The sequence below is a fragment of the [Anoxybacillus] calidus genome (assembly GCF_013760845.1).
In the GTDB taxonomy this organism is placed as follows: domain Bacteria; phylum Bacillota; class Bacilli; order Bacillales; family Anoxybacillaceae; genus Paranoxybacillus; species Paranoxybacillus calidus.
In genome coordinates, this window is record NZ_JACDUU010000006.1 from 40,974 (window position 1) to 63,336 (window position 22,363).

The 22,363-nt window shown below is 35.8% G+C and carries 25 protein-coding genes, 1 pseudogene and 1 riboswitch; of the genes and pseudogenes, 22 read left to right on the forward strand and 4 right to left on the reverse strand.

Going from position 1 to position 22,363, the window contains the following annotated elements:
* Positions 1–62: 62 nt before the first annotated feature.
* The 3 genes from HNQ85_RS12180 to dfr all read left to right on the forward strand — a co-directional run bounded on the left by HNQ85_RS12180 (position 63) and on the right by dfr (position 2,996).
* The gene (locus tag HNQ85_RS12180) at positions 63–752 is read left to right on the forward strand and encodes a M15 family metallopeptidase (protein ID WP_181538006.1); all 690 of its coding nucleotides are present in this window, start codon (positions 63–65) and stop codon (positions 750–752) included.
* A gap of 870 nt (positions 753–1,622) precedes the next feature.
* A complete protein-coding gene (locus HNQ85_RS17640; RefSeq protein ID WP_281363469.1) occupies positions 1,623–2,147 on the forward strand; it encodes a DUF421 domain-containing protein in 525 nt (174 codons plus the stop codon).
* Between the two features lie 360 nt (positions 2,148–2,507).
* Positions 2,508–2,996: a DfrD/DfrG/DfrK family trimethoprim-resistant dihydrofolate reductase gene (dfr, locus tag HNQ85_RS12190; RefSeq protein WP_181538008.1), complete on the forward strand. Its 489-nt coding sequence runs from the start codon at positions 2,508–2,510 to the stop codon at positions 2,994–2,996.
* A 112-nt stretch (positions 2,997–3,108) separates the two neighbouring features.
* Here dfr and HNQ85_RS12195 read toward each other — a convergent pair whose 3' ends face one another.
* Positions 3,109–3,273, reverse strand: a complete 165-nt coding sequence (locus HNQ85_RS12195) for a hypothetical protein (protein WP_181538009.1) — start codon at positions 3,271–3,273, stop codon at positions 3,109–3,111.
* Between the two features lie 378 nt (positions 3,274–3,651).
* Between HNQ85_RS12195 and HNQ85_RS12200 the strand changes: the two genes are divergently transcribed.
* The 5 genes from HNQ85_RS12200 to HNQ85_RS18070 all read left to right on the forward strand — a co-directional run bounded on the left by HNQ85_RS12200 (position 3,652) and on the right by HNQ85_RS18070 (position 7,112).
* Positions 3,652–4,137 (forward strand): GNAT family N-acetyltransferase, encoded by a 486-nt coding sequence (locus HNQ85_RS12200; RefSeq protein ID WP_181538010.1) that lies wholly within the window; start codon positions 3,652–3,654, stop codon positions 4,135–4,137.
* A 256-nt stretch (positions 4,138–4,393) separates the two neighbouring features.
* The gene (locus tag HNQ85_RS12205) at positions 4,394–5,410 is read left to right on the forward strand and encodes a S66 family peptidase (RefSeq protein ID WP_181538011.1); all 1,017 of its coding nucleotides are present in this window, start codon (positions 4,394–4,396) and stop codon (positions 5,408–5,410) included.
* A gap of 140 nt (positions 5,411–5,550) precedes the next feature.
* Positions 5,551–6,006, forward strand: a complete 456-nt coding sequence (locus tag HNQ85_RS12210) for a hypothetical protein (protein ID WP_181538012.1) — start codon at positions 5,551–5,553, stop codon at positions 6,004–6,006.
* A 295-nt stretch (positions 6,007–6,301) separates the two neighbouring features.
* Positions 6,302–6,628: a hypothetical protein gene (locus HNQ85_RS12215; protein WP_181538013.1), complete on the forward strand. Its 327-nt coding sequence runs from the start codon at positions 6,302–6,304 to the stop codon at positions 6,626–6,628.
* A gap of 91 nt (positions 6,629–6,719) precedes the next feature.
* Positions 6,720–7,112, forward strand: coding sequence for a phosphotransferase family protein (locus tag HNQ85_RS18070; RefSeq protein ID WP_181538014.1), 393 nt, complete (start codon positions 6,720–6,722; stop codon positions 7,110–7,112).
* Positions 7,113–7,503: 391 nt separating this feature from the next.
* On the opposite strand, the gene HNQ85_RS18075 is transcribed toward HNQ85_RS18070, so the two are convergent.
* Complete coding sequence (locus HNQ85_RS18075; protein ID WP_181538201.1) at positions 7,504–7,629, reverse strand: NUDIX hydrolase; 126 nt, start codon at positions 7,627–7,629, stop codon at positions 7,504–7,506.
* Between the two features lie 457 nt (positions 7,630–8,086).
* On the opposite strand from HNQ85_RS18075, the gene HNQ85_RS12230 reads away from it, so the two are divergent.
* Together HNQ85_RS12230 and HNQ85_RS12235 are read left to right on the forward strand one after the other, a co-directional pair.
* On the forward strand, positions 8,087–8,509 hold the full coding sequence (locus HNQ85_RS12230; protein WP_181538015.1) for an NUDIX hydrolase: 423 nt from the start codon (positions 8,087–8,089) through the stop codon (positions 8,507–8,509).
* A 603-nt stretch (positions 8,510–9,112) separates the two neighbouring features.
* On the forward strand, positions 9,113–9,382 hold the full coding sequence (locus HNQ85_RS12235) for a hypothetical protein (RefSeq protein WP_246326861.1): 270 nt from the start codon (positions 9,113–9,115) through the stop codon (positions 9,380–9,382).
* A gap of 366 nt (positions 9,383–9,748) precedes the next feature.
* Here HNQ85_RS12235 and HNQ85_RS12240 read toward each other — a convergent pair whose 3' ends face one another.
* Complete coding sequence (locus HNQ85_RS12240) at positions 9,749–11,152, reverse strand: APC family permease (RefSeq protein WP_181538016.1); 1,404 nt, start codon at positions 11,150–11,152, stop codon at positions 9,749–9,751.
* An 881-nt stretch (positions 11,153–12,033) separates the two neighbouring features.
* On the opposite strand from HNQ85_RS12240, the gene HNQ85_RS12245 reads away from it, so the two are divergent.
* The 10 genes from HNQ85_RS12245 to HNQ85_RS12285 all read left to right on the forward strand — a co-directional run bounded on the left by HNQ85_RS12245 (position 12,034) and on the right by HNQ85_RS12285 (position 17,484).
* Positions 12,034–12,462 (forward strand): MarR family winged helix-turn-helix transcriptional regulator, encoded by a 429-nt coding sequence (locus tag HNQ85_RS12245; RefSeq protein WP_181538017.1) that lies wholly within the window; start codon positions 12,034–12,036, stop codon positions 12,460–12,462.
* Between the two features lie 5 nt (positions 12,463–12,467).
* On the forward strand, positions 12,468–12,632 hold the full coding sequence (locus tag HNQ85_RS17445; RefSeq protein ID WP_220129216.1) for a hypothetical protein: 165 nt from the start codon (positions 12,468–12,470) through the stop codon (positions 12,630–12,632).
* A gap of 124 nt (positions 12,633–12,756) precedes the next feature.
* Positions 12,757–13,575, forward strand: coding sequence for a class I SAM-dependent methyltransferase (locus tag HNQ85_RS12250; RefSeq protein ID WP_181538018.1), 819 nt, complete (start codon positions 12,757–12,759; stop codon positions 13,573–13,575).
* Positions 13,576–13,758: 183 nt separating this feature from the next.
* Positions 13,759–13,947 carry a hypothetical protein gene (locus HNQ85_RS12255; protein WP_220129217.1) on the forward strand — a complete coding sequence of 63 codons (189 nt, stop codon included), beginning with the start codon at positions 13,759–13,761 and terminating at the stop codon, positions 13,945–13,947.
* Positions 13,948–14,082: 135 nt separating this feature from the next.
* The gene (locus HNQ85_RS12260) at positions 14,083–14,799 is read left to right on the forward strand and encodes a ZIP family metal transporter (RefSeq protein ID WP_181538019.1); all 717 of its coding nucleotides are present in this window, start codon (positions 14,083–14,085) and stop codon (positions 14,797–14,799) included.
* A 143-nt stretch (positions 14,800–14,942) separates the two neighbouring features.
* Positions 14,943–15,251 (forward strand): ArsR/SmtB family transcription factor, encoded by a 309-nt coding sequence (locus HNQ85_RS12265; protein WP_181538203.1) that lies wholly within the window; start codon positions 14,943–14,945, stop codon positions 15,249–15,251.
* 14 nt (positions 15,252–15,265) lie between these two features.
* Positions 15,266–16,213 (forward strand): cation diffusion facilitator family transporter, encoded by a 948-nt coding sequence (locus tag HNQ85_RS12270; protein WP_181538020.1) that lies wholly within the window; start codon positions 15,266–15,268, stop codon positions 16,211–16,213.
* A 109-nt stretch (positions 16,214–16,322) separates the two neighbouring features.
* Positions 16,323–16,383: riboswitch (Fluoride riboswitch) on the forward strand.
* A gap of 57 nt (positions 16,384–16,440) precedes the next feature.
* Entirely contained in the window at positions 16,441–16,839 is a 399-nt protein-coding gene (gene crcB / locus HNQ85_RS12275) for a fluoride efflux transporter CrcB (RefSeq protein ID WP_181538021.1), read from the forward strand.
* Complete coding sequence (crcB, locus tag HNQ85_RS12280; protein ID WP_181538022.1) at positions 16,836–17,201, forward strand: fluoride efflux transporter CrcB; 366 nt, start codon at positions 16,836–16,838, stop codon at positions 17,199–17,201. Before crcB (HNQ85_RS12275) ends, crcB (HNQ85_RS12280) begins: the two co-directional genes overlap by 4 nt.
* Before the next feature lie 25 nt (positions 17,202–17,226).
* Positions 17,227–17,484, forward strand: a complete 258-nt coding sequence (locus HNQ85_RS12285; RefSeq protein ID WP_181538219.1) for a hypothetical protein — start codon at positions 17,227–17,229, stop codon at positions 17,482–17,484.
* Between the two features lie 188 nt (positions 17,485–17,672).
* On the opposite strand, the pseudogene HNQ85_RS12290 reads toward HNQ85_RS12285, so the two are convergent.
* Positions 17,673–18,840, reverse strand: a pseudogene (locus tag HNQ85_RS12290) (IS3 family transposase).
* A 1,612-nt stretch (positions 18,841–20,452) separates the two neighbouring features.
* Here HNQ85_RS12290 and HNQ85_RS12295 point away from each other — a divergent pair.
* A complete protein-coding gene (locus tag HNQ85_RS12295) occupies positions 20,453–20,824 on the forward strand; it encodes an iron chaperone (protein ID WP_181538023.1) in 372 nt (123 codons plus the stop codon).
* Between the two features lie 23 nt (positions 20,825–20,847).
* Positions 20,848–21,219, forward strand: coding sequence for an iron chaperone (locus HNQ85_RS12300; protein WP_181538024.1), 372 nt, complete (start codon positions 20,848–20,850; stop codon positions 21,217–21,219).
* The last annotated feature ends 1,144 nt before the right edge of the window (positions 21,220–22,363 follow it).

The following is a 22,363-nucleotide window of genomic DNA, read 5'->3' on the forward strand; positions in this document are numbered from 1 at the left end:
TGGAACAGAAGAATCTGGAGTTTTTTGTAGATAGCTAAACCATTACAAGAAGGGGATATTTTATGAAAGAATTAAGAAAAATCTTAATGAGTGATCCATTAGTTTCCGCAATTAACGTACATCCTTCTCAAGAACCATTTGTTGACCTTGTTCACTTTGATCCAGATATCGTTGTGGATCCATCTCTTTCTAACAGGAGTCGTTACTTTTCTTTTGTCCGCCTTTCAGTAGCTAATAAACTTTCCTTAGCTAAAAAATTTCTTCCAAAAGGTATCCGTTTTTTCATTAAGGAAGGATACAGGCCTTTACATATTCAACAGCGAGCCTTTGAGCGGGCATTACAACGGATAAAGGAAAATTCTTCAAATCAAAATTTAGATCATTTAATGGCTGAGGCATCCAAATACGTAGCACCTCCTGATGTAGCACCTCATCCAACAGGTGGTGCAGTAGACTTAACCCTCATTGACTCAAATGGTATGGAATTGGATCTTGGCATACCATTTGATGCCATACCACAAGAAACGGACAACGCAACTTTTTTTGATGCAACAAACATCAGCGTCCAAGCCATGCAAAATCGCCAGATCCTCGCACATGCTCTTCAGTCTGTTGGTTTTGTGAACTACTTTACCGAATGGTGGCACTGGTCATACGGTGACAGATACTGGGCTGTAATGACAAACACGGATAAAGCCCTTTATCATCCCGTTTCAGAACAAGAATTGTTGAATCTATTGCAAAAGGCATAACGAGAACAAAAGTAAGAATTGACAAGCCAGTAAATGATCAACTTTTTTATGAATAAATGATTTGATTGGGATTGCTGCGGCAACTCTTTTCTTCTTAGGCTAGTTGGTGGCATTCGTATCATGAACTAATTTAGTCTGGAGACATGATTGGACACGAAGATCAGAGAGATGATAATAAACATAATTACAATAGGTTCGAGGTGTCCAATCATGAAAAAGAGAACAATTGATCAAGAATACAAGATTCAAGCGGTTGAATGATGCTTGGAGGGAGGCAAGTCCATCGTCCAAATCGCAAAAGAGTTAAGCTGGGCTTACAATATAAAGAAAGTAATGGAAAGAGTTTTCTGGGTCCAGGCAACATCAAGCCACAAAATCAAGAAATTTACGTGTTCTTCGAATGTAAATCTATGACGGATGCTAAGTAACACTAACCATCATCCAGAGTAGGAATATCAGTGACATCCGTTCCTCATTTTTCGTTTAATAGTTTTGGTAGAAAAATTTCTGTTAAGAAGGCTTGTTGTTCGACTATTTTTTTGGATTCATATACGTTGATCATGGAACGAATCCCTTAGCGTTTTGCATGCTTCATCCTTAATTTTTATATACACGGATAATGGAGGATACAATTTGTAATAATAAAAATGGATTACACACAATAAAACGCATTAGGGTGTTTGTAAAATGGAGGATATTATACATACGATAGTTAGGACAGCTATATCATTTATTTTGTTCATGTTTCTAACGTTCTTTGTTGGAAAACAAATCAATTCCCATAAAAATTATTTTAATTTCGCGCTGTCTATTACTGTGGGCTCATTCGTAGCAAATATGGCGTTTGACATAAACATAAAATTTCTTCCTATGTTGTTTTCTTTTTTTACACTTGTTGTAATCTACTATTTATTAACCATTACATCATTTAAAAGCAGGTTACTCCGAAAATGGATATCTGGGGAACCTATCGTGATGATCGAAAAAGGAAAGATATTGGAATCCAATATGCGAAAAATAAAATATTCCTTAGATGATTTGAATCGACAGCTTAGAGAATTAGGAATATTTGATATCGAAGAAGTGGAATACGCCTTATTAGAAGTTAGCGGTAATTTATCCGTTTTAAAAAAAGAGAAATACCAAAATGTAACAAAGAGTGATTTATCTTTAAAACATAACGGTGCGTTAAGTTTACCGATTGAAATAGTCATGGATGGCAAAGTAATCGAAAAAAATTTAACGCAAAAATATAGTATGAATTGGATTAAGCAAGAATTTAAAAAACGAAACTTAAACATGAATGAAATCCAATATGCTGTTATCGGGACAAACGGACAATTGTATGTAGATCTGTATAAAGATACATTACATCCTTCAACAGAGATAAAATAATTTTTATCGGATAAACGTAACTGTTTTTGGTTAGTAAAGGAAAATAAAAAGCTTTATGCGGCATAGTTAAAGAAGATGGCAAATGAGCTTAATCAAACTTCATAGTTGGTTAACGGGTTCAATAATTAATTCAAAAATAGCCACCTATGATATGGTGGCTATTCGTTTAGTTTGAAATTTAGCAACAAATAATAACAGAGCCAGTCGTTTATGTGATACGAATGGGGTAGTTTAGTTGAAGAAAATACATGTAAAGGGTTATGGGATTAGCTGCCGAATCACTTCCGAAAGGCGAGAGATACCTTTTTCTAAGTCAGCCAAGGAAGCATAGGAATAAGAAAGTCAAGGATTGTGTTATATATGAATATCTCTTTCATTGTTGCGATGGACAAAAATAGAGTAATTGACAAGGATAATGACATTCCGTGGCGATTACCAAAAGATTGGCAGTATGTTAAGAAAACTACAATGGGACATCCAATCATATTAGGTAGAAAGAACTTTGAATCCATTGGAAGGGGGTTACCTAGGCGAAGAAATATTGTTTTAACAAGAGATACGGGTTTTACCTTTGAAGGTTGTGAAATTGCTCATTCAATCGAAGATGTTTTTCAGTTATGTAAAAATGAAGAAGAGATTTTCATTTTTGGAGGAGAACAAATATATAAAATGTTCCTGCCTTACGTTAACAAGATGTATATTACAAGAATTCATCACGAATTCGAAGGAGATACCTTTTTTCTAGAAGTTCATTTCGATGAATGGAAAGAAGGATCTGTTGAGAAAGGGATAACTGACGACAAAAATCCTTATGTGTACTATTTTCATGTTTATGAAAGAAAAGCCTGAATACTGAACTAACGAAGATTTGAGTTAAAAAACGCTTGAGCTACCCCTTTATTCACTAACGGTCAGTAATGTAAGAGTGGATAAGTGTATGTTACCATGAAGATGATTTACGTTAAAAGGCTTTGAAAAAAGCATTCATCAGAATAAATAAAACAACGATAGCAACAACAATAAACACTTCTTCTTTACTGTTTTTTTCATCTTCTTTTCTTTGTTGTTTTATCTCTCTATATTTTTTTTGTACCTTTTTTTGTATCTGTTGCTTTTTATCATCCAATTTTATACGCACTCCTTAAATTAAAAATGATTATCAAATTAATTGTTACATAGTCCGAAGATTATATGCAATAGAATAGTTGCTTGTTCAACGATCCTGAAAATGAATATTTTCATTCTTATGATGGTGCTGTATAGATGAGATATGGTTGTCTCCTATGGAAGAACAGAATTTCTTGCATAATTTGTGATGTTGAGAATGCGGCATGTGTGACTCACGGGGAGCGATTAGTTCGCATTACAAATAATAGTTGAACGTGCATGGTTTTAAAACCATGTTCTTTTGCAGTTTTTATAAAGAAAGTGTCTAAAAATAGCTAATTTGATGTTATAATATTGAAAATTATCAGAAAAAAATCAATCAAAAAGGGGGATGTAAATGGAATTGATCATTCGGAAAATGCAAAAGGAAGACATACAACAAGTCCAACAAGTTGCAAAAACAAGCTGGAATTCCACCTATGAAGGCATTATTCCTCTTGAAATTCAGGAGAGTTTCTTAAAGGCTGCTTATAATGACGATATGATGCAGAGACGTTTAGAACGTTCTTTTATATTCGTTTCAGAAGTGAATGGTAAAGTTGTGGGGTTCGCTAACTTTTCCCCAGTAAAAGAAGATGGAATGACTGAACTGTTGGCGATTTATTTATTTCCAGAATATCAAGGGAAAGGAATAGGAACTGCTTTGCTAAAGGAGGGAATAAAAAATTTAGAAGGGGTAAAAGAAGTTTTTGTTAACGTCGAAAAAGACAATCAAATTGGAACAAACTTCTACAAAGCTAAAGGATTTGAAGTGGTCTCAGAATTCGATGACGATTTTGATGGACATATCCTAAAAACAGTAAGAATGGTCTTAAAGGTATAAGAGGGTCGCAAAATGGTAACAGGTTCTGTTTTCGGTTGTAAGATATGCTAACTGATGTCAGTTTTGGCACATCATTTTTTATCTTTAGGCTCTCTTAAAGAATGATGTTAATTTTCTTGTTCAACTCCCATGGAAGAACGAATTAACTTCCCTCATCTGTGGTGAATCATGATTCATGGTTGGCTAACGGGACAGGTAAACAAAATTAACTATATGAAATTACTCTTGGCAATAGGAAAGAACGGGAGAAATGCATATGATCCAATATCCGTTTTTAGAAAAAGGGGCAACGATTGGTGTAACAGCACCTTCCTCTGGTGTAAAGGCAGAATTACATCATATGTTTAAACAAGCATGTGAAAGCATGGAAAGAAAAGGGTATACAGTTGTTTGCGGAGAAACGGTTTGGACACAAGAGAAAGCGAAGTCTGCGAGTGCCAAAAGGAGAGCAAATGAATTTATTGGAATGATGCAAAACGAAAACATTGATATCATCATTCCTCCTTGGGGTGGTGAACTACTAATTGAAATACTAGAAGAAATTGATTTTGAAAAGATAAATAAAAAATGGGTATTAGGTTACTCGGATACAAGTGTTCTATTATTGGCAATTACTTTAAACACAGGAATAGCCACTGCTCATGGAACAAACCTAGTAGATTTAAGAGGTGAATACTCCGATGATACAACAGCCATGTGGGAAACGGTTTTATCAACGGAAACAGGGGCTTCAGTTACCCAATATTCTTCGAGTAAATATCAAAAGAAATGGCAACATGATAACCCATCTCCATGTGTTTTTCATTTAACAGAAGATACGTATTGGAAAACCATTTCAATTGGCAATGTAAAGATCAAAGGTCGATTGCTTGGTGGTTGTATTGATGTCATCAGGCATCTTATTGGTACTCCATATGGTAGAGTACAAGATTTTAGGAAGAAACATTTTGATAGCGAGCCTTTAATTTGGTACTTGGAAAACTGCGAGCTAACTACAACCGATTTACGACGTTCACTAGTTCAAATGAAACTAGCAGGTTGGTTTGATCATTGTTCAGGTATACTATTTGGACGCAGTGCTGCCAACCATCCAGTCGATGACTATACTGTTGAAGATGTATATAAAGGACTCGCTGATGAACTTCAAATTCCAATTATTTATGATATAGACTGTGGTCATGTACCTCCGCAAATCACATTTATAAATGGAGCGTTGGCAGAAGTTGAAGTTGAAGATGGTAAAGGAGTTATTGTACAGCATTTTAGGCCGTAATGAGTCGTTCATTTATTCAGGTTTATTTTTGAACGAACAAGTGCAAGAGTGAAATAAGGGAGTTGTTTGCCGCAGCTCCTTTTTCTTATTAAGCTAAGGGGAAGTTTAGTTGAATAAGGGGCGTCTTATAAGATAAGGAGGTGATAAATAGGAGGATTAAAAAGTTTTTATTTGCTTTAACAACAGTGATGTTATTAATAGTAGCTGGTTGCTCAAGTGGAACAGAACCACCAGAAGCAATTGTGAAAATCAATGATGACACCATAGAAACATCAAAAGGTACTTATCAATGGGAAACACAGAGGCTTTTATCTAAAAAGGTGAGGAACGCGGATGCTGCTGCACCGTCTGAAATAGCTAAAAAAATGAAAGTAAAAATTGTTCCACAAGGTTCCACAGCAAATATCGAGTTTAGCGATAATTCTGAACCAGAATTAAATGTTTATTCGTGGAAAGGTGAGGAACGTACAAAAGAACTACCTTTAAAACAAAATCAACTAACATTACCATCACAAGTCGGAAGATATGTTATTGAAATTTTTGCTCGATGGTCAAATGGAGATGCATCATATACATTTGTGGTAGAGATACAATAATAATATACAATCTCCATTATGGTTGTTGAATTACGGGGGACGATGGCTAAATAAGGAATTAATTTTTTTGTTCAAATTTTACAATAGGTTCGAGGTGTCCAATGAACGCCGTACGCGGAAAGAAGCAAAACAAACGATTTTCGAGTACATTGAATGTTTATACAACCGAAAAAAGTCATTCAGTTCTTGGTTATGTATCACCATGTGAATTTGAAGCTGCTTATTACGCTAACTAGAGAGAAGTAGCTGCGTAGATTCAGCTATTGTTACATAAAAAAGAGGGTGCGGTGATTGAATGTCAATAGGTAAACTGATTGGGAGAGGTAATACAGCTGAAGTATTTGAATTAAGTGATAAAGAAGTATTAAAGCTGTTTTATGAAAGGGTACCTCTTGAACATATTGAAAAAGAATACGAAACAAGTAGAGTGATAAATCAACTAGGCATCCGATCTCCTAATGTAGGAGAACTTACGGAACTAGATAATAAATGGGGCATCATTTATGAAAAAATAATCGGTAGAAGCTTTACACAAGTCTTATCATCCCAACCGTTATTACTAAAAAAATGCTCACTTTTTTGCGGATTTACAAGCTTCATTTCACGAAAAGAGAACGGATAAACCGCCTTCTCAAAAAGAATACCTTTCTCGGGACATCTCCGGAACGGACCTGTTAAACAAGGAAGAAAAAGAACTGATTTTAAATTATTTAATGCAGTTACCAGACGGTAACAAAGTTTGCCATGGTGATTATCATAGCGACAATATTATTATGACGAATGGTGAAGCGAAAGTACTTGATTGGATGACCGCCACTTCGGGGAATCCATGCGGTGATGTCGCAAGAACTCTAATTATGATACGGTATTCTTATCTTCCATCGGACGTGCCAAAAGCAACAAAATTATTCATTCGGACCGTAAGAAAACTGTTTGCGAGATTTTATTTGAACTCTTACATGAAGTTAACCAACACTTCTGCAGAAAGCATAGATAAGTGGTTATTGCCTGTGATGGCTGCAAGACTGGTTGAAGGCATACCGGAACCTGAAAAACAGTTTCTTTTGAGGAAAATAAGATACAAGTTATGTACTTCGGCTTATTAAGCTATATTGAAAATGAATATTTTCATCCTTTATGCATGGTGGGCTAACGAGTATCGGTTGTTGGGGAGTTGTCGTCGCTCCTTTTTGTTGTTCTATTGAAGTAAAGGGGAAGGATAGTTAGAGATAAAGGGAACAAAATGCTTTTAGGAAGGATTATAAAATTTCTAATGTAAAGTTGTTTACAGCTATCTATATTCCTGAGACACCATTTGTAAATGGAGTATTAAAGCTGAGCAAAGCAAAAAAATATAACTTTGAATTGTTGGAAAGCAATAAAATAGTGCATGCTGCTTCTATAAATATCTGTATTTGAAATGTTGTCCCTGTCCACACGTAATTCTACACCTAAAATCTCAGCCATATATGTATATTTATCGTCTCTTCGGTCGATTCATTTTACAATCTCCATAACGTAACTTCCTTCAAATACTTCTCTTACACAAGCTTCTTCCAGTGTTTCATCCGGCTTTACTCCTCCGCATGGGAAGTTCCAGACGATGTCACCTCTTTGAACGATTACACATAACCGTCTTTATGATCAGTGCTTGCGAAATCACTTTTCTTTTCCTTTCTTTGAGTAATAAGGTTGACCATTCCAATAAAGTAAAGAGTTACATAGTTAAACATGACTACAATTTAATATCTCATATTAAAGTAAATATCAAATGTTCCAATTTTTTCTTGATATATTTTATCAGAACAGATAGATTATTGTGTAGATATAGAAATGGAATTTATTTGTAACATATTGCTTTATGTATCACATAGTACAAGTTACTTAACTGTTAAATAAAACTTTATAAGATGGTGATGATGCATGACAATCGCTGGGATTCACGGGAAGCTTCTAACAATGAAGGGATGGAGGATTTACTCACTAGGGTTATAACTAATTGTGAAAGTAGAGTTAATCAGTATTTATTTTTGCTTCTATATATTTTTTATAGATTTATAGATAGGGAAAGGTGCTTCAAATGACATACGCAAATAAAATGGTTGTAGTTGTAAAAGGTCTTATTTTACATGAAGGCAAGGTATTAATTGTACAACGTGCAAAGGATGATGAAATTGGCGGCGGAACGTGGGAATTAGTTGGGGGGAAAATAGAATTTGGAGAAGATTTGGAAACTGCACTTTTACGAGAAATTAAGGAAGAAGTTGGGTTAGATGTTACAGTTGAAAAGATTTTATATGCAACCACATTCAAAACTGACCCAACAAGACAGGTAGTTATTCTTACCTACTTATGTAGGAGTAATAATAGAGAGGTCGTTCTCTCAAAGGAACACATGGATTACCGATGGTCAACTAAAGAGCAATTGAGATTCCTATTGACTCGAGAAATTATTAGTGATTTTGAGAGAAATAATGTCTTCTCCTTAGAAGGATTATTATGAAAAATTTGAAAGGTTTCATTTATTACCCGAAGATTTTGATTCTAACTATCTAGACAACATCCTGGAGCGGTTGAGCAGGCAAACGGGTAAACCGTGTCGGAAGGAGCAAGAAAGCTTTCCTTCTACTTTTGGCCGAAGCCAAATCGATGTCCGCCAAATACACGGTGGCTGATTTGGTCGAAGAGCTTACCTGGAAAGAATCTCGATTTATCGGACGAACTCGAAGCTTATCTCAACAGCAAAATTGGGGTGAAACGATGAACTTTTCTTCCCTTTTCTCAAAAGAATTGGCTTTTACCCGCTATTTTTAGCCTTCATCATTTGGGAACTCGCCTCATGGGCCTTGCCTGTTGCGGTTCCGCTCCTCGTAGCAGAGAAATACGGGATCGGGGCCGAACTGGCCTTCATTATCGGCATGCAGTGGCTGCCCAGTATTTTTTTAGGGCCTTTTATCGGGGCTTTGATCAATCGAACAGGTCCACGAAAAATAACGATCTATATCATGGTAAGTTTTAGTGCTCTTCTCGTGTGGTTCCCGCTTACTCAAACGATAAGGAATTAGAAAACCATATACGTCCTGATATTGAGCAAAAGCTCGGAGTGTTGGATGAATTTTGGGGAGAATATGATGAAAGAACCGGAATAACATATCACGTGAATCCAAATAAGTCAGGTAGTTATAAAGAATACGATGCGGCACCTTTTATTCATATATCTATACCTAGAGAGCCCGATAAAAAGGACGAAGAAATTTTTAACGAGATCGTATTATTTATTCAAAAGGATGCTGGATTAAAGCATGGAACGGTTTCCATGAATTATGTTAAAAAGGGGGTACCATTAGATAAAAAAGAATGGCGCAAAACCTTTTAAGTTCTAAAGAGAATAATGGAGTAAACATTATATAAAAGAGCATGGAAGAATTCTTCCATGCTCTTTTTTGTTAAGTTATAAAGGTGACACTCGGATTCAAACCGATGATAATGGTTTGGTGAATCTGTATCTTCTCAGCCCCCGCAACAAATATCTTTTTCATTTCACAAAACTAAGATTGTACCGTAAGTACACCCTCTCACCGTTAACCAAATAAAATTAGGCTGTTAACGCTTCTATTGAATAAATTTTGCTTCTCCACACTGAACATCATCCTTTTTCAAAATTGATAGATAGTATCAGTATGTCCAAGCTTCAGAGATATTTTGTACTAGAATCCTATTTATAACTCATGATCCTGCTTTTCTAGTTTGCTTTTTTCATCATATCCGCTTGCTCTTGGGATGAATCTTTTTGGCGCTTCGTTCTATAGATAAAATAAATACTTAAACCTATCATCATCCAAATGCAGAAATACAACCACGCTTCAAGCGCAAGGCGAGTCATTAAGAAGACACAACACGCAATCGTCAAAATTGGAAGATACGGAACTAGCGGTGCCTTAAATCCTCGTTGCAGATTTGGATGTGTTTTGCGCAGTACAATAACGGATAAGGCAACCATCACAAATGTTAACAAAGCACCAATATTGACTAAGTTGGACAATGCTCTCAAATCAATAAACCCAGCAATGGCTGCTCCTGTAAGTCCTGCGATCCATGTCGAAAAAACAGGTGCCTGAGATTGTGAATGAACTACTGAGAACGGTTTTGGCAGTAAACGATCGCGACTCATAGAGAACAGAACCCGTACGGTTGCGTAAAGATAAACAAATATAACTGTTGTAATGCCGGCAAGTGCTCCAACTGATATAACTCCTGCAGCAAAATTTTGTCCGACTGCATGAAGCGCAAATGCCATCGCATCGGAAACATTTAATAAATGATATGGAACCATTCCTGTTAAAACTAAGCAAACAATAACGTATAAAAGGGTGCACACACCTAAAGAAACAATAATGCCAATTGGTAAATCACGCTGCGGTTTTTTCACTTCTTCTGCCGCAGTTGCAACCGCATCAAACCCTAAAAATGCAAAGAATACAGTAGCAGTTCCTGCTAGAACTCCTTTCCAACCAAACGGCATGAATGGATCCCAATTTTCCGGTTGAACATAGAATATTCCGATAATTATAAATAATAAAATGATGGATAATTTGATGGCTACCATCGTATTATTCACTTTCTTACTTTCTTGCACACCTTTTGACAGTACCCAAGTCATAAGTAAAATGATGCAGACAGCCGGCAAATTCACCATTCCGCCTTGCTGAGGTACTGCACTTAGCATTTTCGGGATATGCACATGAAATCCTTCTAACAATGAGCGAAAATATGCAGACCATCCATTTGCCACTGCAGCAACGGATAAAACATAAATTAGAAGTTGCGTCCATCCCATTAAGTACGCGACTACTTCCCCAATTGTCACATACGCGTATGTATAGACACCTCCGGAAACAGGAAGAGTCGATGCTATTTCCGCATAACAAAACGCTACAAATCCACATACCAATGCTGCCAGCATGAACGAAAAGATAATTGAAGGACCTGCATCATTTGCTGCTGCGACACCTGTCAACACAAGAATGCCGATCCCAACAATCGCGCCGATACCGAGTAGTATTAAATCATAGGCACCTAGTGTTTTTTGCAATGTTTTCTTTTGAGTTAACAAGTGAGTAATTGACTTTTTTTGAAGTAAATTCATGACGTCTCCTCTCTCTTATATAATTAGTCCAAAATGCCAGACAATTTGGTATTATATCATGTTTCTACTTTTTTCGACATATTTTTTTATTTTTATTTTCTAGAATTTATACTAAAAATAGTTAAATGAACCATTTTACCCCCAGATCCAATTTTTATCTTAAAATCTACTTTTACTGATGATCCAACAGTTGATCCATATATAATGATGGATTCGTATTAGGAATAGTCAACTCAATTTCTTATCAAACGCAAGGAATTATTGATGAAAAAAGGTGTTACAAGAGAAGCAACGAGGACTCAAACAATTTCTATAGACGGTGATATAGGATTAAATTATGAATGAGAACAAAAATCTGAAAACCCATGATGGAGTAAAGATTATTGAGAGGGGAAGGTAAACATTATTTCCTCTCTGTTGTTAAGTGACAAAAAAGATGTTCCCTCAACAAAAATGTTGTTTAAAAACTTCAGCTATATTGTTTCATATAAGAGGTCATTTAATTGAATAAAAATATCTAACAAAATTAGGTGTTTATGTAAAAACGGTATGGGTTTGTGAAAAGGGGCTGGTTAGTTTATAAGAGAACAATTAAAATTCAATAAATAATATTGTTTTGAGGAAGTATAATACTAAACAACGCTTGTTAATGAATTTGACTTTCCTTTCGAGCTACCGTGTGCAAGAACTCGTGAACGGAACTGATATTAGTCAGTTCTTTTTTGTTGGACTAAAAGTGCAGTTGTATCTTTCAGAAGTTTTTTATAAAAAAATCAACGGAATTATATTTAGTAAATTATCGTTTACTAAATATAAAAAATAAGTTTATTTTTTCACTAATTTAGTATATGATAAATTACTATATTAGGGAGGGCATGACTATGCTTCAAATTAGTAAAGAATATATCGAGTTAATCTCTAATTTGTTTAAGAGTTTTCAGCGATTGAATCAAAAATCTAGTAACTTAACGCATTTACAGAACCAAATCTTAGAATTTTTATTTATGAATCATAATACCCTGACGATCAAACAAATAAGTGAAGGCCTAAATGTACCCAAACAGCAAATGACAGTCTTGCTTAAACGCTTATTTGATCAGGGTTACATTACTAAAAGTCAAAATAAGCATGATAAGAGGTCGTTTGTAATTGAGTTAACAGAGAAAGGAAAAACTTCACAACAAGAAAAATGGGCGAAAATTTATCAGAACTTTGTCAATGACCTATCCAAGTTAGATCGTGAAGAGCAACTGGATCTTCAATACGCTATGCACAAAGTGAATTACCTGCTAAAAAAAATGGAGGATTGATATATATGACTCAACGTGAACGTGCTTCCATCATAAGTCTAGGGGTAATTATCGGATTAATACTTGGAATAATTTTCAGCAATATAAGATCAGGATTAATTGCTGGGGCTATTATTGGCTCAATCATTACGGTGTATTTATCTTATCGAAGTAAAAATCGTTACAAATAGTAAAAAGAAAATAGAAGTGTTCTAACCCTAATCATTCCTAATAAATCGCTTCTGTATGAAATGTTCGACACTCTCTAGAAAGTAAATCAGATTTGATTGCTTAAATTTAAGGAGGAAAGATAATATGTCATTAAATTTACAATCCGTTCAAGGCACAATGCTAATACCTCTTTGGGGACGTGCCACTGCCAGTGAGAAGAATCCAGAAATTTTGTATGACAAGGAAGCGATAGAGATCATGGCAGATTGTGATTTTAATTTCACCGACATAGCCAAGACCTTGGGAGAATACGGAAGCATCGTCTATTTAGTACGAGCACGAAAAGTTGAAGATACCATCCGAGCTTTTATAGAAAAACATCCTCGGGCCACTATTGTAAACATTGGTGCGGGGCTTGATACTACATTTTCAAGAGTTGATAATGGCACCATTAACTGGTACAACCTTGATTTACCAGATGCGATAGCTTTCCGTAAAACTCTTATCCCTGACTCTCCTAGGAACATCAGCATTGCCAAATCATTTTTTGATGTTTCGTGGTTTGATGATGTGATATTTAATGAGGAAGACGGTATACTTTTTGTATCTGCCGGAGTTTTCTACTATTTTCAGGAAAGTCAACTAAAAGGAATATTTCAAGAAATGGCACTTCGCTTTCCAGGCGGCGAGTTGTACTTTGATGCGGAATCAAAATTTGCGTTAAAGATTTCTAATCGCACAGTAGAAAAAACAGGGAACAAGGGCGCGAAAATGTATTTCTATGTCAACAATCCAAAAGTGCTTGAAAGCTGGTCGTCAAAAATCAAGGTATTATCCTGCGAATCGTACTTCAAAGGTATACCCGTAAGCAAGAAATGGGAAAGCAGCACTCGTGTAATGGTAAGGGTTGTAGATTTATTAAAGATGATGAAGTTTGTTCATTTGCGTTTCGAGAAAAAGTAATTTGATTGAATATTGCATTGTGGCTGTCGAAAATACTAGACAGCCTTTTACTATTTTTCACTATACCAGATAATTTGTAAAACATTTCATTTAAACTATTTCAAAAAAATTCAAATCGAATTTCCAACCTTTGAAATTGAAAGGGACTTACCTGTTGAGTTATGGTCTGAAGGGATCAATGTGTTGCCAGAAAATGAATTTATCAAATTAGCTGAAAAGTTCATTATTTGGTGTAAAAAACTACAAAGAGAAAGGGTTTATATAGTATCTCATGATGGAACGATTACCTCCTATCGCCAAATCATTTCTGGTAAAAACCTTACTCGTGAAGATTTTCCTAAAGAAACCGGATGGTTTGTAGTTAGTTGCTGAACTTCACCCCCCATGGAAGAACGAACGTGTGCTAGCCAAAGTCCTCTCCATTAGCGGAGGATTTTTTTATGCATATTTCTATGACTTCACAGATATAAAATAAAAGACAACTCTGACAAGGGGGAGGGATAAAGATTGAATTTACCGTATGTGGCGGGATTTTTGGCTTCCGTAATTGGAATGATGTTTGGAGGATCTATTGCTTGGTTTTTTAGGGATAAAGGAATTTCAACTATATTCTCGATATGTACTGGTCTGATTTTTGGACTTGTAATACTTGAAATTTTACCTGAAGGCATTGAAATTGGAGGTTGGATGACAGTTGTTTTTGGTTTAATCATTGGCTATTTAATTTTCTCATATTTAGAAAAGGGGGCACATTCGATCACGATTATCACAAATGATCCTAAAAAAGACGTTCTAATACACTCAGGAGCTCTTTTAATCATTAGCATCTCCATTCATAATTTTCCAATTGGAATTGCTCTAGGAGCCAATTCTGATGCTTCTGTGACAAATTCAATGATGACAGCTATAATGTTCCACAACATACCTGAAGGGATCGCAGTATTCACTCCACTTTTTATGGCTGGATTTGGTATTATGACCTTATTAATTGGTGCATTAATCGCTTCTTTGCCGATTGGAGTCGGGGCTTTGATTGGATACAAATTTGGAATGGGAATTCCTTGGCTTTTAGCTTTAATAATTAGTTTCGCTATGGGTATTATACTTTCCGTAGCGGTAAAAGAAATGTTTGGTATAGCTCTTAAATCAGCAACAACCATGTATTGTTCAACTCTTGCAACAGTTGGGTTTGTATTCATTACCTTGTATTTGTACTTTTTATAAACTCCTAATACAACTCCTCGAAAAGGGGTTTTTTTGTTTTAGGGGATGTTTTCCTTAAATTTGCAAAAAATTAATTTTTATGTAATCATTACATATGAATATATGCTCATATGAAGAAATATAAATGAAAGAGGTATCCAATGATGAATAAAAACGACCACTCCTTTTTATCATCGGAAATTGTTGAAAATGTATCACTCATTTTTAAAGCTTTAGCCGATCCAACCAGAATCAAAATTCTTTACTTGTTATCGCAAGAAGAGTGCAATGTCAATCACATTGCAGAAGTGTTGGAAATGTCTCAATCAGCTGTTTCCCATCAACTTAGTATGTTACGAAATCTGAGACTAGTTAAGTATCGCCGTGAAGGAAAAACATTGTTTTACTCTTGCGATGACGAACACGTTATTTCATTATTAAAACAAGCCATTGACCATTCTGAGCATCATTAAGGAGGCGTTTGACAATGCATAGTCATCACCGCCATCATTCTCACGACCACCATGGTCATCACCATCACCACGGGCACCATCATGATCACAGCAGAGAAGGTAATAAAAAAGGGCTTACGATTGCACTTCTCATTACTGCTGGAATTATGTTGTTAGAGTTTTTTGGAGGTTTAATCACAAACAGCCTAGCACTTCTTTCTGACTCCGGTCATATGCTTAGTGATTCCAGTTCACTTGTTCTTAGTCTAGTTGCCATTTGGTTTGCCACCAAACCAGCTTCACCGAATAAAACATATGGCTTTTATCGTTTTGAAATCTTAGCGGCTTTATTTAATGGAGTTACCTTGTTTGTTATCGCTGGATTTATCGTATGGGAAGCTATTCAGCGTTTTTACAACCCACCAACCGTAGCTAGCGTCTCTATGATGCTGATTGCTTCAATTGGACTCTTTGCCAATCTTTTAAGTGCCTGGGCGTTAATGAGAAAAGGGGATGTGAAAAATAATGTCAATCTTCGTAGTGCCTATCTTCATGTGATCGGTGACGCTTTGGGTTCCTTAGGCGCTATCATCGCTGGGCTTGTCATGTGGCTCTTTGGTTGGTATGTCGCAGACCCCATTATTTCCGTTTTGGTTGCCTTATTAATCTTGAAAGGCGCTTGGGGAGTGATTAAACATACGGTTCACATTTTGATGGAAGGAACGCCAATTACCATTGACCAAAATGAAGTGAAAAAAGCCTTAGAAAGTATTGAAGGAGTGATTGACGTTCACGACCTCCATATTTGGACGATTACATCAGGTTTGGACTCATTAAGTTGCCATATTTTGATTGAAGATCACCAAGACAGCCAAAAGGTTTTACAAGATGCCATTCACATGATTGAAGAAAAATTTAAGATTCTGCATACAACCATTCAAATAGAAACCTCTAAAATCCATCACGGAGAAATGAAAGTCTAACGAAAATATTGTTATTATCAGCTTAAACACATATTTATTGTTTCAGACTTTCTTCGGTGAATGAATTGCTTTTTTAAATTCCTCATTATAAAATATGATCATCAAGACCAGCTAAATAGGCGGTGGAGTTCGCCATAACCGTCTTTATGACCAATGACTCCTGCTAGAGATTTCTCTGGCAGGAGTCTGTTTATTTTTGACCATCTATTGAAAGGATTGTGATAAAAATGAATGTTATTGCTGTTGGTATTGGCGGCTTCTTTGGATCCGTACTTCGATACTGTATGGGACAATGGATACCGGTACATCATGGATTTCCATTGCCAACATTGATCATTAATTTACTTGGGTGCTTATTTCTTGGTTGGTTTTTCACCATAACGTTGCAAAAAATAAAAATTAGCCCTACGTTGCATCTATGTATAGGAACTGGTTTTACAGGCGCATTTACTACATTTTCAACTTTTTCAGTCGAGACAGTTACTTTAATCAAAAATAACCAAGTCGAAATGGCAATACTGTATGTTCTGCTTAGTGTTGTTGGAGGTATTGCATTAGCTTTCAGCGGAATTGGACTAGCTCGTATAAACAGATCAGATAAAGTAAAGGGGAAGATCGCAAAATGATTTTTGTTGTTGGTATTGGTGGAATATTAGGTGCCATTACTCGTTTCTTATTAAGCAAATGGATATCTTCAAAAGTGACAACAACTTTTCCAATAGGAACGTGGATTATAAATATTACAGGCTCCTTTATATTGGGGTGTTTATTTGTATTACATTCAAATGGAGATATTTCTGCTTGGTTATGGTTGTTTTTTGGGGTTGGTTTTCTGGGGGCTTACACTACGTTTTCGACATTTGGATATGAAACGGTTCATTTAATTGAAAAGAAGGATTTCGGTACAGCCATATTGTATGTATTATCGTCAGTTCTCATAAGCGTTGGTTTTGCTTGGATTGGCATTCTATTGTCAGGGGGAAGATAGAGCTTATGTTTGGGTTTTCCTCTCATTGGCTGTGCCAGCGATTATTGAAAACTCTCTTAAGAGTGTTTTAGCATCAAGACTAATTTCTATCACTGATATGGAAATGCTGCTTATCATCTCTGAAAATGGAGAGATTGTATTTTCACAAACTTCATCTCATTGGGAAGGAGAAAAAGTGTCATTAAACAATTCCGCTGTTCCTGAGAATTCTCTTATAATACAGAATATATACTATAGAGTGGGGACAATAAAAATTATTTGTGCTAAGTTGAATTTCGTTTAGTTTGAAAGTCAACAACAAACGATACAGGAAAAGAGTGATAACCAGTGAACTACAGAGACTTAATGAAATGGAAGGGTTATATTTATCTTAAGGAATTAACCGAACCTGAAGAAAATTCATTAAGAATACTTATTGATTGGTGTTATGTCAAGAAAACGGACACGTTAAACAGAGAGAAATAGCTGAACTTAAGCAGCTACTTTTCTCTGGTTAGCGTAGTAAGCAGCCTCAAATTCACATGGCGATACATAGCCAAGAGCTGAATGACTTCTTTTGCGATTGTAGAAGCATTCGATGTACTCAAAAATGGTTTGTTTCGCTTCTTTTCGCGTACGGAATCGATTTGGATAGATGCATTCTTTCTTGATTAAGCTATGAAACGACTCCATACAAGCGTTGTCGTAACAGTTTCCACATCTCGACATACTCACTTGAAAATGATGTTCCTGTAAAAGTTGCTGATAATCATTCGAAGCATATTGACTCCCACGATCCGAATGATGAATCACTCGTTCCGTTGGTTTTTCGCTGTTTAAAGCCCGTTGTAACGCTTTGATGACTAACTCTTTCGTCATTCGTGTATCGATATACCATCCTACAATCTTACGAGTATATAAATCCATGATACTCGCTAAATACAACCAGCCTTCATGGTAGGAATGTACGTAATATCCGCCATCCATACTTCATTCGGAGCCGTTGCTTGGAAGTTTTGTTTCAATAGATTGTCATATACGTTGTAAGGATGGTTACTGTTCGTAGTGGCTTTGAATTTACGGACGGTAATGGGTCTCAAGCCTTCTTCGCTCATGATGCGAGCCACCGTCTTTTGAGACACATGAATCCCTTGTTTGCGTAGTTCTTGCGTAATTTTTGGACTTCCGTAAATCTTACGGGACTTTAGATACTCATTTCGAATCTGTTGAGTCCATTGTTCTTTTCGTTCTTTCTGCTTGCTTTTCGGACGCTTGAGCCAGTCGTAATACCCGCTTTTGGAAACACCGAGCACTTGACACATCTTCACCACACGAAATTCATTTCGGTGTTGAAAAATGAATGCGTAAATCACTTCTGGTTTCTGGTGAAGATGCCTAACACCTTTTTTAGGATGGCTAACTCCTCCTCTAACTCTTGATTGCGACGGCGTAATTCGATGATTTCTTGATTTTGTGGCTTGATATGGCCTGAACCCACAAAACTCTTTCCGTTGCTTTCTTTATATTCTTTAACCCAACGGTGAAGAGTATTGTAAGCTAAACCTAGTTCTTTTGCCACTTGGGCGATGGACTTGTCCCCCTTCAAGCATAACTCAACCGCTTGAATCTTGTATTCTTTATCAAATGTTCTCTTTTTCATGATTGGACACCTCGAACCTATTGTAATTAAGTTTATTATCATCTCTCTGTTCTTCGTGTCCAATTTTTAGACTAACATCATTTACTCATGTTTTCTTATTCAACTATCGCTTCCGTTAGCCAACCATGAAGCGAGCTTCGCCACGGATGATGGAAGTTCATTCGTTCTTCCATGAAGTTGAATAAAAGAAGCGATACCTTATTTAAGCATCGCATCCGTTTGTTTAACACCATTGGATTATTTTTCAGCAACCAATTATTCCAATTTTTTCTTGATATATTTTACCAGAACATATAGATTATTGTATAGATATAGAAATGGAATTTATTTGTAAGATGTTGCTTTATGTATCACATAGTGTAAGTTACTTAACGGTTAAATAAAGAAGTTTTTGTATGATTCATAGACCCAAGAGCATTTGGGATAATCATTCAGGTAACAATCTCGAACAAATTGATGAAGAGGAAGGCTTGAATGGAATCAAATGATGGCCAGCTTAAGAAACGAACAGTGGTAAGCATCTATCAAATGTCGTTAAGTCTCTATATGTAGATATTTAATATACGTAACATTCTGTTCCAAAATTTTTATGCGTGTAAGAGTATGCAGAGACTGTAAAGGAAATAAAATCAATTGATTAAAAAAGGAGAGGCATTTTTTTGAATATAGTACCAATATTGCTATTAGTAAGCTCCGTCCTTTTATTCCTTGATTTTGAAGGAATTGGTTTTTTTGTTGACATTTCAACCGCTGCAATTGGATTCATTTGGGGAAAATTTTCTAAAGAACACTCAAAAGATAAGGTTTTAAAAATTGGTATTTGGGGGAACGCGATATGGCTCACCTTTCTAATATGCTGGTACTCATTCATTTTTTATAGTTGGCATCAACAACCCTAAAAACCAAATGTATATAAGGTGGTAATGCTCTGAGATTCACGGAAAGCTTCCAGATATGAAGGGATGGAGGATTTGCTGACATCAAATGTGTTTTCCAACTTTAAAGACCTGTTCTTAGATCTTGCTTTCATTTTTTTAAACGAAAGGATGCGTGTGATGTATTCATTATTATTTGTGTGTTGTGTCATAATTTTAGCTGTTCTCGCCATCATCAACAGAAACAATAAGAGGATAGCAATAACATTAACGATTATTTTAGTCGTTTTTATTATTGCTGCATTCGTATTTATAAGAAGCATCGTTCACAATTTCGCACCTTAATATTTTTTTCGGGCCAATGCAAGACCATCTCCGATGAGGTTAATTGTTTTGTTTTTTTGTTGTTTTTTATCTGTTGTTTCTAATGCTTTATAAATATTAGTGGATTCTGTTGCAAAGTTGAAAATTAAAAATAGGATTTATGCTATGTAGCTATAGATGACATGTAGTTATATACTTTTAGACAGACCAGCTATCGCTGGCGATACAAGTCAGATACTTTTTAAAGCCTCTAATTTGCGTTTTAAGCCATTTTGACTATCCTTGTAAAATATATAGTTGGAAATAGGTGTTGTTTAAGAACGTATCTGAGCGGTTCTGTGAGGAGTTTTAACGACGAATGGGTTTGAGGAACTTCTCTGAACGACATAATTTTTATTTTAGGAGGGAACAACATGGAAGTTTTTGCAGAATATTTAGCGCATATTGATAACCCGCAACATCGGGCCAGAACGGAAGAAGTTTTGACTTGGGTAACTAAGAAATTTCCAAACCTGGAGCCGCAAATCAAGTGGAACAAACCCACGTTTACCGATCACGGCACATACATCATTATGTTTGCCACAGCAAAGAATCATTTGAGCATTTTACCCGAAGAAGAGACAATGGTGCATTTTGCCGATGAAATCGCCCAAGCTGGCTACAGCGCTTCTTCACGCTTGTTCCGAATTCAATGGACTGAACCAGTTAATTACGAATTGCTAGAGAAGATAATTGAATTTAATATCAAGGATAAGGCTGAGAATTCGAATTTTTGGCGGCAATAGCATAATTATCGAAGGAGGAAGACATGGAAGTTTTTGCAAAATATTTAGCAGGTATCGATAACCCCGACCACCGCGACCGAACAGAGGAAATTTTGGCGTGGGTTGCTAATAAATTCCCAAATTTGGAACCGCAAATCAAGTGGAATACGCCAATGTTTTCCGATCACGGCACATTTATCATCGGCTTTTCCACAGCAAAGAATCATTTGAGCGTTTCACCCGAAGAAAAGACAATGGTGCATTTTGCCGATGAAATCGCCCAAGCTGGCTACAGCGCTACCAAAGGCTTGTTTCGAATTCCGTGGAATGAGCCGGTAAATTACGAATTGCTAGAGAAGATAATTGAATTTAATATCAAGGATAAGGCAGACTGTTCAACTTTTTGGCGGAAATAGAAAAAATAGGATAGCCCTTAGAAAGCCTGTGAGGGCTTCTTAGGGCTTCTGAGAGGCTTTAAGGAGTTGATAGCTATGCAAAACTATGCCCCACGCTTTTACATGCCCCAACACTCTTGTTGGGGACGCCCTGACATGGCGAATGTCAAAGTTTGGGGTGCGCCCTTTTTTAATAAGTGTAAATTATTACAGAAGCTAAGAAAATAATTCTCTTACTTATTCCAGAAAATGGCCCTTTAGTTGAACAACCTAATGGACGTTTTTAAATAACTTTATTGTAAATGTAACAACTTTATTTGTATTTAAACGACTTTGTTGTCAATCAACATTTTCTTTGATCGGTCAATTTTTTAGTTATTTTATTGTCTTTTTTGTAGTCGCAAGGTTAATTAGCTTATTCGGTAGGATTAAATGGATGCCTATAGAAAAAACAACCATAAACCACGATGCAATAATAGCCGTAATTTTTTCTTTGATTGTTGTTCTAATAACGAAAATTGGACAATATGCTTCGTAAAATCTTTTGCGACTAACGAATAGTAATACTTCAATAAGGGTGTCGATTTTTCCTTATTGCACCAACAGGGCAGTTTAGGAAGAATTTTGTATATAAAAAGAAAAGAATATTATATAAGTTATAGCCATGATGGATGTCATTTATCAGAGTTTTATAAGGGTTGTCAAACGTTTCGAACATATAAGGAACTACTTGAGAATGGGACTATTAATGGAAAGTATCTAATGGAATGATGTTGAGGTTACAACAATCTTCAAATAAATAGGATTAATCCGACTAACAAGAGTTAAAGGGGCACTATTAGATATTATAGAAACTTCGTATATTGAATTAGGAGAGACACCTTCTAAACTTCAAAAGAGGTTAAAGAAACACTTAAGGAATGAGGGATACTAAACTACTTTGTGTAAGAAGAATTAAAAGTAACCGATACGGTGAGATAATTCAATATCGACATACTGCTTTCATGTATTGTAAAGTCTTTGAGTCGTAAGATATACATAAATTGATTGTAAATGATGATATTGTAGAAAGTGAAGTAACATTTAGGAAATGTATGTAGATGACATTCATTAAGGAATTTTTAAAATTTTGTCCAGAATCATTCAAATCAGCATTTAAAGAAGG